General features: G+C 46.0%; 7 protein-coding genes, 3 tRNA genes and 4 rRNA genes. 11 read left to right on the top strand and 3 right to left on the bottom strand.

Annotated elements, in window-relative coordinates; all coding sequences use genetic code 11:
* Positions 1 to 93: 93 nt before the first annotated feature.
* Positions 94 to 543 carry a DNA polymerase III subunit chi gene (locus AC3CH4_RS13380; protein ID WP_054548291.1) on the bottom strand — a complete coding sequence of 150 codons (450 nt, stop codon included), beginning with the start codon at positions 541 to 543 and terminating at the stop codon, positions 94 to 96.
* 106 nt (positions 544 to 649) lie between these two features.
* Positions 650 to 2,170 (bottom strand): leucyl aminopeptidase, encoded by a 1,521-nt coding sequence (gene pepA, locus AC3CH4_RS13375; protein WP_004735335.1) that lies wholly within the window; start codon positions 2,168 to 2,170, stop codon positions 650 to 652.
* A 192-nt stretch (positions 2,171 to 2,362) separates the two neighbouring features.
* Here pepA and lptF point away from each other — a divergent pair, with 192 nt between their 5' ends.
* Positions 2,363 to 3,463 carry an LPS export ABC transporter permease LptF gene (gene lptF / locus AC3CH4_RS13370; protein ID WP_171312971.1) on the top strand — a complete coding sequence of 367 codons (1,101 nt, stop codon included), beginning with the start codon at positions 2,363 to 2,365 and terminating at the stop codon, positions 3,461 to 3,463.
* A gap of 3 nt (positions 3,464 to 3,466) precedes the next feature.
* A complete protein-coding gene (gene lptG / locus AC3CH4_RS13365; protein WP_428783870.1) occupies positions 3,467 to 4,537 on the top strand; it encodes an LPS export ABC transporter permease LptG in 1,071 nt (356 codons plus the stop codon).
* A 63-nt stretch (positions 4,538 to 4,600) separates the two neighbouring features.
* On the opposite strand, the gene AC3CH4_RS13360 is transcribed toward lptG, so the two are convergent.
* A complete protein-coding gene (locus tag AC3CH4_RS13360) occupies positions 4,601 to 5,077 on the bottom strand; it encodes an RDD family protein (RefSeq protein WP_488543046.1) in 477 nt (158 codons plus the stop codon).
* 195 nt (positions 5,078 to 5,272) lie between these two features.
* Here AC3CH4_RS13360 and AC3CH4_RS13355 point away from each other — a divergent pair.
* The 9 genes from AC3CH4_RS13355 to AC3CH4_RS13315 all read left to right on the top strand — a co-directional run bounded on the left by AC3CH4_RS13355 (position 5,273) and on the right by AC3CH4_RS13315 (position 15,223).
* A tRNA-Leu gene (locus tag AC3CH4_RS13355) sits at positions 5,273 to 5,357 on the top strand.
* A 244-nt stretch (positions 5,358 to 5,601) separates the two neighbouring features.
* Positions 5,602 to 6,009, top strand: coding sequence for a VOC family protein (locus AC3CH4_RS13350; RefSeq protein ID WP_473576264.1), 408 nt, complete (start codon positions 5,602 to 5,604; stop codon positions 6,007 to 6,009).
* Positions 6,010 to 6,092: 83 nt separating this feature from the next.
* Positions 6,093 to 7,346: a cyclic di-GMP phosphodiesterase gene (locus tag AC3CH4_RS13345; protein ID WP_019350468.1), complete on the top strand. Its 1,254-nt coding sequence runs from the start codon at positions 6,093 to 6,095 to the stop codon at positions 7,344 to 7,346.
* 637 nt (positions 7,347 to 7,983) lie between these two features.
* A 16S ribosomal RNA gene (locus AC3CH4_RS13340) occupies positions 7,984 to 9,538 on the top strand.
* A gap of 357 nt (positions 9,539 to 9,895) precedes the next feature.
* Positions 9,896 to 12,789, top strand: a 23S ribosomal RNA gene (locus AC3CH4_RS13335).
* A gap of 97 nt (positions 12,790 to 12,886) precedes the next feature.
* A 5S ribosomal RNA gene (rrf, locus tag AC3CH4_RS13330) occupies positions 12,887 to 13,002 on the top strand.
* Positions 13,003 to 13,428: 426 nt separating this feature from the next.
* Positions 13,429 to 14,983, top strand: a 16S ribosomal RNA gene (locus AC3CH4_RS13325).
* Together the 16S, 23S and 5S rRNA genes with 2 tRNA genes alongside form the textbook arrangement of a ribosomal RNA operon.
* Before the next feature lie 66 nt (positions 14,984 to 15,049).
* A tRNA-Ile gene (locus AC3CH4_RS13320) sits at positions 15,050 to 15,126 on the top strand.
* A 21-nt stretch (positions 15,127 to 15,147) separates the two neighbouring features.
* Positions 15,148 to 15,223: transfer RNA gene (locus AC3CH4_RS13315), tRNA-Ala, on the top strand.
* Positions 15,224 to 15,358: the final 135 nt, after the last annotated feature.

Below are 15,358 nucleotides of genomic sequence, written 5' to 3'. Positions count from 1 at the left end.
TAACGGATACTGTGAATGGTTAATCGTGGTCAAACTTCATAAGTGAAGCTTCTTGAATCTAAATCCAAAGATAGCTTTAACTATGAGGTTTGACTATGGATGTTGAATCTCGATAGTTTGTAGCTGATATCCAGCCTGACGATAAATTTTATACCTTTCTCGAGCGAGTTGCTTAGCTTTTTCTTCGCAAGGAACGAAGTCTATCACCTGAGCAAAGGCGTTCGCAAAGGTTGTATTATTATCGGCCAGATTTATTACCAGTTGGCGATTCCAATTATGTTTTACGCCTTGATAGCCAATTTCGATGTTGGTTGAATACTTTGGGCCTTCGCCAACTAAGTTATGTGCAATAAATTCATTGGGTTCGACCTGCCAGAAAACCTCAGCGATACGTTCGGCATGTTCTTTGTCATTGCAGTTGAGATAAAGTTTAGCGCCTTGTTTAGCAAAGTGCTGAGCAAGAAACAACACATAGCGAGCAAAACCATCTTCGCTGGCTTGCGGGCTGTCTGAAGGCACAATGTAAAACGTGGCAGTCTGCATACTTAACACTCAAAACTTGAACTGAAAATCGTGGATATCAATATTACTTGGTTAACAGGGTCTAACAAATAGCGCTTATTAAAAAAGGGCCCGTAGGCCCTTTTCATTATTTTGAAGATTGCTCTTCAGTCTCTTGGCCGCTGCGGTTCAATAAGAATTGGACTAGCATTGAGACAGGACGACCTGTCGAGCCTTTCGCTGCACCTGACTTCCACGCAGTACCTGCACTGTCGATGTGAGCCCAGTGGTACTTCTTAGTGAATTTAGACAGGAAACAACCTGCGGTGATAGTACCGCCAGGGCGGCCACCGATGTTTGCCATATCAGCAAACGGACTGTTCAGCTGCTCATGGTACTCGTCTGCCATAGGTAGACGCCATGCGCGGTCACTTGCTTGCTCTGAAGCATTAACAAGTTCATGAGACAGTGGGTTGTGGTTAGATAGAACGCCACTGATGTGGTGACCTAGAGCGATAACACATGCACCAGTTAGCGTAGCAACATCGACAACACAATCTGGTTCAAAGCGCTCAACGTAAGTTAGGGCATCACATAGAACCAAGCGACCTTCTGCATCAGTATTGAGTACTTCAACGGTTTGGCCTGACATGGTTGTTAGAATGTCACCTGGGCGGTAAGCATTGCTACCAGGCATGTTTTCACAGCCCGCAAGGATACCTACAACGTTGATTGGCAAGTTAAGTTTCGCCAGTGCTTTCATTGTGCCGAATACAGATGCAGCACCACACATGTCGTACTTCATCTCATCCATGCCTTCACCAGGCTTAAGCGAGATACCGCCTGAATCGAAAGTAAGACCTTTACCGACTAGAACGATAGGTTTTGCATTTGGGTCAGCAGCGCCTTTGTATTCCATGATAGACATCATAGATTCGTTCTTAGAGCCACGGCCTACAGCTAAGTATGAAGTCATACCCAGCTTTTCCATCTCTTCTTCACCGATGATCTTAGTCTTTACTGTCTCATAATCGTCAGCTAAACGACGAGCTTGAGAAGCTAGGTAAGCAGGGTTTGCGATGTTTGGTGGCATGTTGCCAAGATCTTTAGATGCTTTCACACCTGAAGCAATAGCAAGACCATGAGAAATCGCTTTTTCGCCAAGGCTTAGCTCGCGACGAGTTGGTACGTTGAAGACCAATTTACGCAATGGACGACGAGTCTCTGGTTTGTTGCTCTTAAATTGGTCGAATGTGTAAAGACCATCTTTAGTCGCTTCTACCGCTTGACGAACTTTCCAGTAAGTGTCGCGACCTTTAACGTGAAGTTCTGTAAGGAAACATACTGCTTCCATAGAACCTGTTTCGTTTAGTGTGCTGATGGTTTTTTGGATAATTTCTTTGTATTGACGCTCGCCTAGCTCACGTTCTTTACCACAGCCTACCAGTAGAACACGTTCTGAAAGTACACCAGGTACTTGATGCAGTAGCAGCATCTGGCCAGGTTTACCCTCTAGATCACCGCGACGAAGCAGTGAACTAATGTAGCCATCGCTAATCTTATCTAATTGCTCGGCTACTGGAGAAAGGCGGCGCGGTTCGAATACACCGACAACGATACATGCGCTGCGCTGTTTCTCTGGGCTGCCACTTTTTACACTGAACTCCATGCGTACTCCTACATCCTGAAGACAAATCGAACTAAATGTTAGATAATGGGTTCTTACTTGTTGGATCCTATAATGGAACTAACCTTAAAGAAGAACGCTAACACTTAGCTAAAAATTTAAAAAAATAAAAGGTTCAACGGGAAATTATAGTGATTCAATCAAAAAAACAAGTTTTGTATAGGTAATTTGAGCGTGATTATTGTTAGATATTTGATCCGCGAGACAATCAAGAGCCAATTTGCGATCTTTTTTGTTCTCTTTCTCGTGTTTCTCAGCCAAAAATTCATCAGTGTTTTAGCGGACGCCTCTGATGGTGATATTCCTGCGAGCCTCATATTGTCGATTGTTGGTCTAAATATGCCAGCGATGGGTTTATTGATGCTTCCACTCAGTATCTATATTGGTATTTTGCTTACTTTTGGCCGTCTTTACGCTGAAAGTGAAATAGTCGTAATGAACGCAACGGGTATTGGTAATAAATTCCTTATCCAATCTGCGCTTTATTTGGCTTTGATTACTGCATCTGTTGCTGCCTTCAACTCATTTTGGTTGTCTCCTTGGTCGCAAGATAAAGTTGAACAAATGTATGAAGAGATGGCTGCAGAAAACAGTGTTGATTTGCTGCCAAAAGGTAAGTTTGAAGGCACACCGGATGGTTCTTCTGTCGTGTTTATCGATGATATTAACGGCAATAAGTTGGAAAATGTGTTCGTTGCTCAAATGCGTCCACGTGATTCGGTATTGCCTAGTGTGATGTTCTCCAAGTCGGGAGACATAAAAGAGCTCAGTGATGGTCGCCAAGTGATTGTGATGTATGACGGTACTCGTCATGAAGGTGTGCCAACTCGTCTTGATTATATGGTGACGCACTTTGAAGAGTACGAAGGTTTAATCGGACAGCGTGAAGTCAAGAAAAAAGGTCGAGATTGGGAAGCTATTCCTACATTCGAACTGATTGGTCACCCAGAAAACAGTGCGAAAGCGGAATTGCAGTGGCGAATTTCTTTAGTGCTTTGTATCCCATTGTTGACCATGCTTGTAGTGCCACTGTCTGCGGTAAACCCTCGACAGGGTCGTTTCGCTAAAATTGGTCCAGCAATCCTTATTTACCTAACCTATTTCTTAGCAATCAGTGCAACCAAATCTTCGATTGAAGAAGGGAGTATCCCAGCGGTAGTCGGCATGTGGCCAATTAATGCGTTATTGTTATTTGTCGCAATTGGTGCAAACTTTATGGATAGCGTGCCAGTAAGGCGTTTAAAAGAAAAATTCAAGAATAAAAGGTTAGCTTAAGCCGTGTTTAAGATTCTCGATTTATATATAGGCAGAACCATCATCGCAACGACGTCACTGGTATTGGTGACGTTTGTTGGTCTTTCTGGAATTATCAAGTATGTAGAGCAGCTGAGAAAAGTGGGTCGTGGCACCTATGATCTACTACAAGCACTGTATTTCGTTTTATTGAGTGTCCCTCGTGATATCGAAATGTTCTTTCCAATGGCTGCATTACTTGGTGCGTTGATTGGACTGGGTATGCTTGCTGCGAGTTCCGAACTGGTGGTAATGCAGGCGGCGGGTTTCTCTAAATTAGATATTGGCCTATCGGTACTCAAAACCGCTATTCCACTAATGATCGTGGTGACTCTTCTTGGTCAGTGGGGAGCGCCCCAAGCACAGAAGATGGCTCGTGACTTAAGAACTATATCGATTGCTGGTGGTAATATTATCTCTACCCAAAGTGGGGTTTGGGCGCGTGATGCCAATGACTTTATCTTCATTGTCAAAATAGACGATGAGAAGTTATATGGTATGAATATGTGGCGCTTTGATGAGAACAAGGCTCTGAAAACGGCTATATATTCAAAAGAAGTCGATTACGTTGGAAACAACGTTTGGACTATGAACGATGTCGAGATTACGTCTTTCGAAAATGATCTTCAGATTACCAAAGAAAGCTTACCAACTTATACTTGGGAAACATCACTCGCTCCGGATAAGCTTGCGATCGTGACGGTTAAACCAGAAGAGCTGTCTTTAAGTGGGTTGTACGATTATGTTTCCTACCTTAAAGCCTCGGAGCAAGATGCATCACGCTATGAACTCGCCTTATGGAGAAAGATAACTCAGCCGATTTCGATAGCGGTCATGATGTTGATGGCATTGTCGTTTATCTTTGGCCCATTACGAAGTGTGACTATGGGAGCAAGGATTCTTTCGGGGGTTATTGCAGGTTTTACCTTCTATATATCCAGTGAGTTCTTTGGTCCGGTCAGTTTGGTTTATCAAATACCACCGGCCTTTGGTGCGCTAGCCCCTAGCGTGGTATTCCTCGGAATCGCCGTAATGCTCTTGAGGCGGAAACTGTAAATAGAAAAAAGGAAGGCATAACACCTTCCTTTTTTGATCTTGACTGTAACAAGTTTAATCGCGTTATCGTGCTTGTGGTAGCACTACTACTTCGGTCTTCGCCCAGATGTCGTGAAAGCCACGCTTCTGAGGATCGAATGGAACACATAAGTTTGCTAATCCAAATCCTGAAGTACCTAAGCGAATCAGAGCTTGGGTTACAGTAATAGCGGAGCCATCTTTGTTTTGAATGCGCAGTTTCCAAGCTCGCATTCCTAGCGTTTGACCTGCTCTTGTCCAAAAGAACACAAAGAAGTACACCCAAACTACGACTAAGTAAAAGGTATATGCAGGGCTCCAAATCGGGTGGTTGCTCAAGAAGTCACTAACATCGGTATAACCGCTATGGTTAAAAACGCCAAGTGCCATGAGCGCATGCAGCAGAGCGACAATGACGCCAGCCGCCAGCATCTCAATAGCGATTACGATAAGGGCGTCATAGAACAAGGCACCAAATCGGCGCATTACTCCTGCTGGTGGCATTGTGTTTGTTGATGTCATGGTGTTATTACTTCTTCAAAAATTTAGGCGTCAGAATATAGTCTAAGGCCTGGCGTGAAAAGAGACATGACGCACAGCTTATGACTTAGTGGCGAAATTATCGGCAAACACACATGAATTCAAGTTTTTATACTTGCCACATCAGTTCGCATACGTATAATGCCAGACATCGAAAGGGCAACGCCCCAAGATAATGCCGGTATGGTGAAATTGGTATACACGACGGATTCAAAATCCGTTGCCTTCGGGCGTGGCGGTTCAAGTCCGCCTACCGGTACCATATTTAAATGACAAAGCCTCGACGAAAGTCGGGGCTTTGTTGTATCTGGAGAATAGAAAAGCTTACCTTTGTTTTAACGGCGGGAACGCTTTTCAATCAGTCAGATCTTGGTGTTTCATTCATAAATCTCACCGTTTCCCTTCGCAATTCGATTCCTTAATAAATTAATCATCTTAAATCATGATGTTACCTACCATTCTCTCATCTATTGTCTATGTTTAAAGGAATAATAGAGGAGAGATATATGCTGACAGTAACCCCTTACTTGTTTTTTGATGGCCGTTGTAACGAAGCGTTGGATTTTTATCATAAATGTTTTGGCGGTGTAGTTTTATCGAAACAACTTTTTAGTGATGCGCCACAAGTAATAGAGGGAGCTCAACCTGATTGGATTATGCATGCTGAGTTTGAAGCGTTTGGTATGAAGCTGATGATGTCTGATGGTGTTAAAGCGAAAGAGCTCGAAGGTAACAACCTCGCTCTCTCCCTTGTTACTGAGGATACCGCGACTCAAGAGCAAATTTTTGAAAACCTGAAGCAAGGTGGGCGAATAATGACACCTTTAACGGATACGTTTTGGGGAGCTCGGTTTGGCAAAGTGGAAGATAAGTTCGGCATACGTTGGATGGTGCACTGTGATTCTTTAAGTTGAACCTGTGAAATTGGATAGTGAAATTGCTGCTCGGTTTTATTAGAATTATAAATAGAGATTATTGATCAATATTATATATAAAAATGGGCAGCATAAAGATTACCGTAGATCGCATTCAGCCCGGTCTACATGTACGACTCCCAGTAAAATGGAATGAACACCCATTTCTACTTAACAGCTTTAAAATCAAAGATGACGCTCAAGTACAAGTAATTCGACATCTTGGGATTAAGCACGTCTATATAAACCCGAACCAAAGCGATACATCACCTTTACCCGCTAACCATGTGAGTGAACAAGACCTTGATACTGATTTACAAGTAAGTCTTGAAGCGGAAAGAATGTGGAAAGATAAGCATGAGCGTATCGAAACTCTAAGCTCTTACCGTCGTAGGGTGAGTCATTGCGAGAAAGAGTTCGAACGTTCGCTTGCCCGAATGCGCTCTGTGATGACCAAAATCCGTAATCGCCCATTAGATGCGGTAGGGGAGGTTAAAGCTCTTGTTGATGATATTGTTGAAACGCTAGTGAGTGACGATAACGTAACCTTGCATCTCATGAATGCAAAAGCTGACTTTGAAGACATTTACTTCCATACATTAAATGTCTCTGTTGTTGCATTAATGATTGGTAAAGCAAAAGGCTACAATACGCAACAGTTGAAAGACCTTTCATTTGCAGCGTTGTTTCACGATATAGGTAAAATAAAGATACCCGTAGCGATACTAAGAAAGCAGGCAGCTTTGACTGTGCCAGAGGCGAATTATCTCAAACTTCATACTAAGTATGGGGTAGATATAGTCACGGCTATTGAGGGTTTTCCTGACAGTGCGAAGAGAGTTATTGGTCAGCATCACGAAATGAATGACGGCTCAGGTTATCCAGAAGGCTTAACTGAAGATGGTATAGATGAGTTTGCAAAAATAGTCGCGGTAGCAAATGCATTTGATAACCTTTGCCACAGTAAAGCGCAATCCCAGCAAAAGATCCCTTACTTAGCACTCTCTCATTTATATAAGAACTGCAAACACCTATATAGTCAGGATAACTTGAGTCTGTTAGTCAAGTTTATGGGAGTGTACCCACCGGGCACTGTCGTGCAGCTTTCAAATGAATCAATTGGAATAGTGATTTCAGTTAATGCCAAACACATGCTTTACCCGAATGTACTGATCTATGATCCTAGCGTGCCAAGAACCCAAGCCCCGATCATTGACCTCTTTACTAAAGAGATAAAAATTGTCAATGCAGTTCATCCAAGTAAGTTACCGGAACAAGTTAGAGAATATCTAAACCCTAGGGCTCGTTTATCTTACTTTTTTGATAATGGCGAGTAGTTATCCACAGGGTGTTGTGGGTAATTTGTTCGAAAGTTGGGTTAAAAGTGGTATAAATAAGCCCTTGGTTGAAATGTCTTCGCTTAACCTCTTTTTTCAATAAAAAACGCATTTAATGCTTGCCAATAAGAGCTGCATCTCTATAATGCCGCCTCACTGACACGGCAGACGCCACAAGGCTTCAGCGCAGAATGTTGGTAAGGCAACTAGCTTAAAGCGTTTAATCGCTCCTACTTTTAAAAAGTAGAAATTAATTCCCAATAAGTGTTTGACACTGAGAATTAAAACGCTAGAATGGCCGTCCACTTCGAGAGGCTCCTTACTTAAAAGGAACGCTCAACAAGTGAAGCTCTTTAACAATTTAAACCTATCAATCTGTGTGGGCACTCGTTGATGAATATCAAAACGTTATTGGTTCTTTTTCGAAAGAGCGTAATAACAGTTACTTCGGTAACAAACTTGATTTCAATGAACTGAGTGACCAATGCAAAGTTAAGTTTACTTAATTTTGGCACAGTCAATTCATTACCATTCTGTTGGAATGGTAATAGCTTTAGAATTACATGTTCATCAATCTTTTTCGAAAGAGCAATGAATATTAGTTTTGAAGTCAGTATTCGTTGAGTCACAAAATCTTAAATTGAAGAGTTTGATCATGGCTCAGATTGAACGCTGGCGGCAGGCCTAACACATGCAAGTCGAGCGGAAACGACACTAACAATCCTTCGGGTGCGTTAATGGGCGTCGAGCGGCGGACGGGTGAGTAATGCCTAGGAAATTGCCTTGATGTGGGGGATAACCATTGGAAACGATGGCTAATACCGCATAATGCCTACGGGCCAAAGAGGGGGACCTTCGGGCCTCTCGCGTCAAGATATGCCTAGGTGGGATTAGCTAGTTGGTGAGGTAATGGCTCACCAAGGCGACGATCCCTAGCTGGTCTGAGAGGATGATCAGCCACACTGGAACTGAGACACGGTCCAGACTCCTACGGGAGGCAGCAGTGGGGAATATTGCACAATGGGCGAAAGCCTGATGCAGCCATGCCGCGTGTATGAAGAAGGCCTTCGGGTTGTAAAGTACTTTCAGTTGTGAGGAAGGGTGTGTAGTTAATAGCTGCGCATCTTGACGTTAGCAACAGAAGAAGCACCGGCTAACTCCGTGCCAGCAGCCGCGGTAATACGGAGGGTGCGAGCGTTAATCGGAATTACTGGGCGTAAAGCGCATGCAGGTGGTTCATTAAGTCAGATGTGAAAGCCCGGGGCTCAACCTCGGAACTGCATTTGAAACTGGTGAACTAGAGTGCTGTAGAGGGGGGTAGAATTTCAGGTGTAGCGGTGAAATGCGTAGAGATCTGAAGGAATACCAGTGGCGAAGGCGGCCCCCTGGACAGACACTGACACTCAGATGCGAAAGCGTGGGGAGCAAACAGGATTAGATACCCTGGTAGTCCACGCCGTAAACGATGTCTACTTGGAGGTTGTGGCCTTGAGCCGTGGCTTTCGGAGCTAACGCGTTAAGTAGACCGCCTGGGGAGTACGGTCGCAAGATTAAAACTCAAATGAATTGACGGGGGCCCGCACAAGCGGTGGAGCATGTGGTTTAATTCGATGCAACGCGAAGAACCTTACCTACTCTTGACATCCAGAGAAGCCAGCGGAGACGCAGGTGTGCCTTCGGGAACTCTGAGACAGGTGCTGCATGGCTGTCGTCAGCTCGTGTTGTGAAATGTTGGGTTAAGTCCCGCAACGAGCGCAACCCTTATCCTTGTTTGCCAGCGAGTAATGTCGGGAACTCCAGGGAGACTGCCGGTGATAAACCGGAGGAAGGTGGGGACGACGTCAAGTCATCATGGCCCTTACGAGTAGGGCTACACACGTGCTACAATGGCGCATACAGAGGGCAGCAAGCTAGCGATAGTGAGCGAATCCCAAAAAGTGCGTCGTAGTCCGGATTGGAGTCTGCAACTCGACTCCATGAAGTCGGAATCGCTAGTAATCGTGAATCAGAATGTCACGGTGAATACGTTCCCGGGCCTTGTACACACCGCCCGTCACACCATGGGAGTGGGCTGCAAAAGAAGTGGGTAGTTTAACCTTTCGGGGAGGACGCTCACCACTTTGTGGTTCATGACTGGGGTGAAGTCGTAACAAGGTAGCCCTAGGGGAACCTGGGGCTGGATCACCTCCTTATACGAAGATAGTCACGATGAGTGTCCACACAGATTGATGGTTTAGATTTAGTTAAAGCCAGAGCTTTAATTAATAACGTAAGTTATTGATTAAAGCTTTTTGCTTTATGCTCTTTAACAATTTGGAAAGCTGACTGATTTGATTACTTACGAGTAATTCAAATCAAATTTAAAAGTTCTCAATGTTTATCTTTCATTAGATAAACACAACAAACACATTCAAGTGTCTTGTATTCGAATCAAACGTTAGTTTGATTCACAATTGAGTCCGGCAAACAGTTATCAAGAATTAACCCTTCTTGATGACAACCAAAAACCTTGGTTAGTTGCCATACGCTAAGACCCTTTCGGGTTGTATGGTTAAGTGACTAAGCGTACACGGTGGATGCCTTGGCAGTCAGAGGCGATGAAAGGCGTAATAACTTGCGATAAGCCCAGATTAGGTAGTAATAACCTTTTGAATCTGGGATTCCTGAATGGGGAAACCCACGTGCATAAGCACGTATCCTGTTGTGAATACATAGCAACAGGAGGCAAACCGGGGGAACTGAAACATCTAAGTACCCCGAGGAAGAGAAATCAACCGAGATTCCGAAAGTAGCGGCGAGCGAAATTGGATTAGCCCTTAAGCTTTTAGTGAGACAGATGAAGGCTCTGGAAAGTGCCGCAATAAAGGGTGATAGCCCCGTAATCGACATCTCATAATCAGTGAAAACGAGTAGGGCGGGACACGTGATATCCTGTCTGAATATGGGGGGACCATCCTCCAAGGCTAAATACTACTGACTGACCGATAGTGAACCAGTACCGTGAGGGAAAGGCGAAAAGAACCCCTGTGAGGGGAGTGAAATAGAACCTGAAACCGTGTACGTACAAGCAGTAGGAGCACCTTCGTGGTGTGACTGCGTACCTTTTGTATAATGGGTCAGCGACTTAATTTTAGTAGCAAGGTTAACCGTTTAGGGGAGCCGTAGGGAAACCGAGTCTTAACTGGGCGTACAGTTGCTAGGATTAGACCCGAAACCAGGTGATCTAGCCATGGGCAGGTTGAAGGTTGAGTAACATCAACTGGAGGACCGAACCGACTAATGTTGAAAAATTAGCGGATGACTTGTGGCTAGGGGTGAAAGGCCAATCAAACCTGGAGATAGCTGGTTCTCCCCGAAAGCTATTTAGGTAGCGCCTCGGACGAATACTACTGGGGGTAGAGCACTGTTAAGGCTAGGGGGTCATCCCGACTTACCAACCCTTTGCAAACTCCGAATACCAGTAAGTACTATCCGGGAGACACACGGCGGGTGCTAACGTCCGTCGTGGAGAGGGAAACAACCCAGACCGCCAGCTAAGGTCCCAAAGTATAGCTAAGTGGGAAACGATGTGGGAAGGCTCAGACAGCCAGGATGTTGGCTTAGAAGCAGCCATCATTTAAAGAAAGCGTAATAGCTCACTGGTCGAGTCGGCCTGCGCGGAAGATGTAACGGGGCTAAGCTATACACCGAAGCTGCGGCTACGTACCTTAGGGTATGTGGGGTAGGGGAGCGTTCTGTAAGCCGTTGAAGGTGGTCTGTAAGGGCTGCTGGAGGTATCAGAAGTGCGAATGCTGACATGAGTAACGATAAAGGGAGTGAAAAACTCCCTCGCCGGAAGACCAAGGGTTCCTGTCCAACGTTAATCGGGGCAGGGTAAGTCGACTCCTAAGGCGAGGCCGAAAGGCGTAGTCGATGGGAAACGGGTTAATATTCCCGTACTTCTTACAATTGCGATGGGGGGACGGAGAAGGCTAGGTGGGCCTGGCGACGGTTGTCCAGGTTCAAGTATGTAGGCGGGTGGTTTAGGTAAATCCGGACCACTACTAACGCTGAGATACGATGTCGAGCTACTACGGTAGTGAAGTCATTGATGCCATGCTTCCAGGAAAAGCCTCTAAGCTTCAGATTGTAAGGAATCGTACCCCAAACCGACACAGGTGGTCGGGTAGAGAATACCAAGGCGCTTGAGAGAACTCGGGTGAAGGAACTAGGCAAAATGGTACCGTAACTTCGGGAGAAGGTACGCTCTTATCAGTGAAGTCCCTTGCGGATGGAGCAGACGAGAGTCGCAGATACCAGGTGGCTGCAACTGTTTATTAAAAACACAGCACTGTGCAAAATCGTAAGATGACGTATACGGTGTGACGCCTGCCCGGTGCCGGAAGGTTAATTGATGGGGTTAGACTTCGGTCGAAGCTCTTGATCGAAGCCCCGGTAAACGGCGGCCGTAACTATAACGGTCCTAAGGTAGCGAAATTCCTTGTCGGGTAAGTTCCGACCTGCACGAATGGCGTAATGATGGCCACGCTGTCTCCACCCGAGACTCAGTGAAATTGAAATCGCTGTGAAGATGCAGTGTACCCGCGGCTAGACGGAAAGACCCCGTGAACCTTTACTACAGCTTGGCACTGAACATTGAACCTACATGTGTAGGATAGGTGGGAGACTATGAAATTGCGTCGCTAGATGTGATGGAGTCGTCCTTGAAATACCACCCTTGTAGTTTTGATGTTCTAACGTTGGTCCCTGAATCGGGATTACGGACAGTGCCTGGTGGGTAGTTTGACTGGGGCGGTCTCCTCCCAAAGAGTAACGGAGGAGCACGAAGGTGGGCTAAACACGGTTGGACATCGTGTGGTTAGTGCAATGGCATAAGCCCGCTTGACTGCGAGAATGACAATTCGAGCAGGTGCGAAAGCAGGTCATAGTGATCCGGTGGTTCTGAATGGAAGGGCCATCGCTCAACGGATAAAAGGTACTCCGGGGATAACAGGCTGATACCGCCCAAGAGTTCATATCGACGGCGGTGTTTGGCACCTCGATGTCGGCTCATCACATCCTGGGGCTGAAGTCGGTCCCAAGGGTATGGCTGTTCGCCATTTAAAGTGGTACGCGAGCTGGGTTTAGAACGTCGTGAGACAGTTCGGTCCCTATCTGCCGTGGGCGTTGGAAAATTGAAAGGGGCTGCTCCTAGTACGAGAGGACCGGAGTGGACGAACCTCTGGTGTTCGGGTTGTCATGCCAATGGCATTGCCCGGTAGCTAAGTTCGGAATCGATAACCGCTGAAAGCATCTAAGCGGGAAGCGAGCCTTGAGATGAGTTTTCCCTGGCACTATAAGTGTCCTAAAGGGTTGTCGTAGACTACGACGTTGATAGGCAGGGTGTGTAAGTGCTGCGAGGCATTGAGCTAACCTGTACTAATTGCCCGTGAGGCTTAACCATACAACACCCAAGGGGTTTTGTGGACTCAGATGTACCAGACCTTGAATGAGTTTGAAGAGAAATACTTTTAGATAAGCTTTCCGAATTTTAAAATTTGCTTGGCGACCATAGCATTGTGGACCCACCTGATTCCATGCCGAACTCAGAAGTGAAACACAATAGCGCCGATGGTAGTGTGGGGTTTCCCCATGTGAGAGTAGGACATCGCCAGGCTTTAATTTCGACTTTGTCTATTTAATAGACAAGTCACCATAGGGTTCTAAGTTTTCTTAGTGTTTTATGTTGACTTTCAAAGTGGAAAGCGTATTATACGCGTCCTGCTTAAGTGCTAAGGCACTGAAAGCGTTCTCTTTTTAGAGGACACGCTCTTTAACAATTTAAACCTATCAATCTGTGTGGGCACTCGTTGATGAATATCAAAACGTTATTACTTAGGTAATGACAGTTACTTCGGTAACACAATGATTTCAATGAACTGAGTGACCAATACGTTTAACTACTTGTAGTTATTCGGCACAGTCAATTCATTACCATTCTGTTGGAATGGTAATAGCTTTAGAATTACATGTTCATCAATCTTTTTCGAAAGAGCAATGAATATTAGTTTTGAAGTCAGTATTCGTTGAGTCACAAAATCTTAAATTGAAGAGTTTGATCATGGCTCAGATTGAACGCTGGCGGCAGGCCTAACACATGCAAGTCGAGCGGAAACGACACTAACAATCCTTCGGGTGCGTTAATGGGCGTCGAGCGGCGGACGGGTGAGTAATGCCTAGGAAATTGCCTTGATGTGGGGGATAACCATTGGAAACGATGGCTAATACCGCATAATGCCTACGGGCCAAAGAGGGGGACCTTCGGGCCTCTCGCGTCAAGATATGCCTAGGTGGGATTAGCTAGTTGGTGAGGTAATGGCTCACCAAGGCGACGATCCCTAGCTGGTCTGAGAGGATGATCAGCCACACTGGAACTGAGACACGGTCCAGACTCCTACGGGAGGCAGCAGTGGGGAATATTGCACAATGGGCGAAAGCCTGATGCAGCCATGCCGCGTGTATGAAGAAGGCCTTCGGGTTGTAAAGTACTTTCAGTTGTGAGGAAGGGTGTGTAGTTAATAGCTGCGCATCTTGACGTTAGCAACAGAAGAAGCACCGGCTAACTCCGTGCCAGCAGCCGCGGTAATACGGAGGGTGCGAGCGTTAATCGGAATTACTGGGCGTAAAGCGCATGCAGGTGGTTCATTAAGTCAGATGTGAAAGCCCGGGGCTCAACCTCGGAACTGCATTTGAAACTGGTGAACTAGAGTGCTGTAGAGGGGGGTAGAATTTCAGGTGTAGCGGTGAAATGCGTAGAGATCTGAAGGAATACCAGTGGCGAAGGCGGCCCCCTGGACAGACACTGACACTCAGATGCGAAAGCGTGGGGAGCAAACAGGATTAGATACCCTGGTAGTCCACGCCGTAAACGATGTCTACTTGGAGGTTGTGGCCTTGAGCCGTGGCTTTCGGAGCTAACGCGTTAAGTAGACCGCCTGGGGAGTACGGTCGCAAGATTAAAACTCAAATGAATTGACGGGGGCCCGCACAAGCGGTGGAGCATGTGGTTTAATTCGATGCAACGCGAAGAACCTTACCTACTCTTGACATCCAGAGAAGCCAGCGGAGACGCAGGTGTGCCTTCGGGAACTCTGAGACAGGTGCTGCATGGCTGTCGTCAGCTCGTGTTGTGAAATGTTGGGTTAAGTCCCGCAACGAGCGCAACCCTTATCCTTGTTTGCCAGCGAGTAATGTCGGGAACTCCAGGGAGACTGCCGGTGATAAACCGGAGGAAGGTGGGGACGACGTCAAGTCATCATGGCCCTTACGAGTAGGGCTACACACGTGCTACAATGGCGCATACAGAGGGCAGCAAGCTAGCGATAGTGAGCGAATCCCAAAAAGTGCGTCGTAGTCCGGATTGGAGTCTGCAACTCGACTCCATGAAGTCGGAATCGCTAGTAATCGTGAATCAGAATGTCACGGTGAATACGTTCCCGGGCCTTGTACACACCGCCCGTCACACCATGGGAGTGGGCTGCAAAAGAAGTGGGTAGTTTAACCTTTCGGGGAGGACGCTCACCACTTTGTGGTTCATGACTGGGGTGAAGTCGTAACAAGGTAGCCCTAGGGGAACCTGGGGCTGGATCACCTCCTTATACGAAGATACCACGATGAGTGTCCACACAGATTGATTAGGTTTAGAAAGTAAAAGAGACGATATTGGGTCTGTAGCTCAGCTGGTTAGAGCGCTCGCCTGATAAGCGGGAGGTCGGTGGTTCGAGTCCACTCAGACCCACCAATATCGACTAGATACAAAGATGGGGCTATAGCTCAGCTGGGAGAGCGCCTGCCTTGCACGCAGGAGGTCTGCGGTTCGATCCCGCATAGCTCCACCATCTTTAAGTGTTTTTATCTGAAAATATTTAAAAATGGTTTCGAAAGAAATCTAGCTCTTTAACAATTTGGAAAGCTGACTGATTGATTACTTACGAGTAATTCAATCAAATTTAAAAGTTCTCAATGTTTATCTT

It is taken from the genome of Vibrio sp. QJM3NY_26, assembly GCF_057786005.1.
Note: the sequence above shows the minus strand (reverse complement) of the source record. Positions and strands in the feature narration are given on the sequence as shown.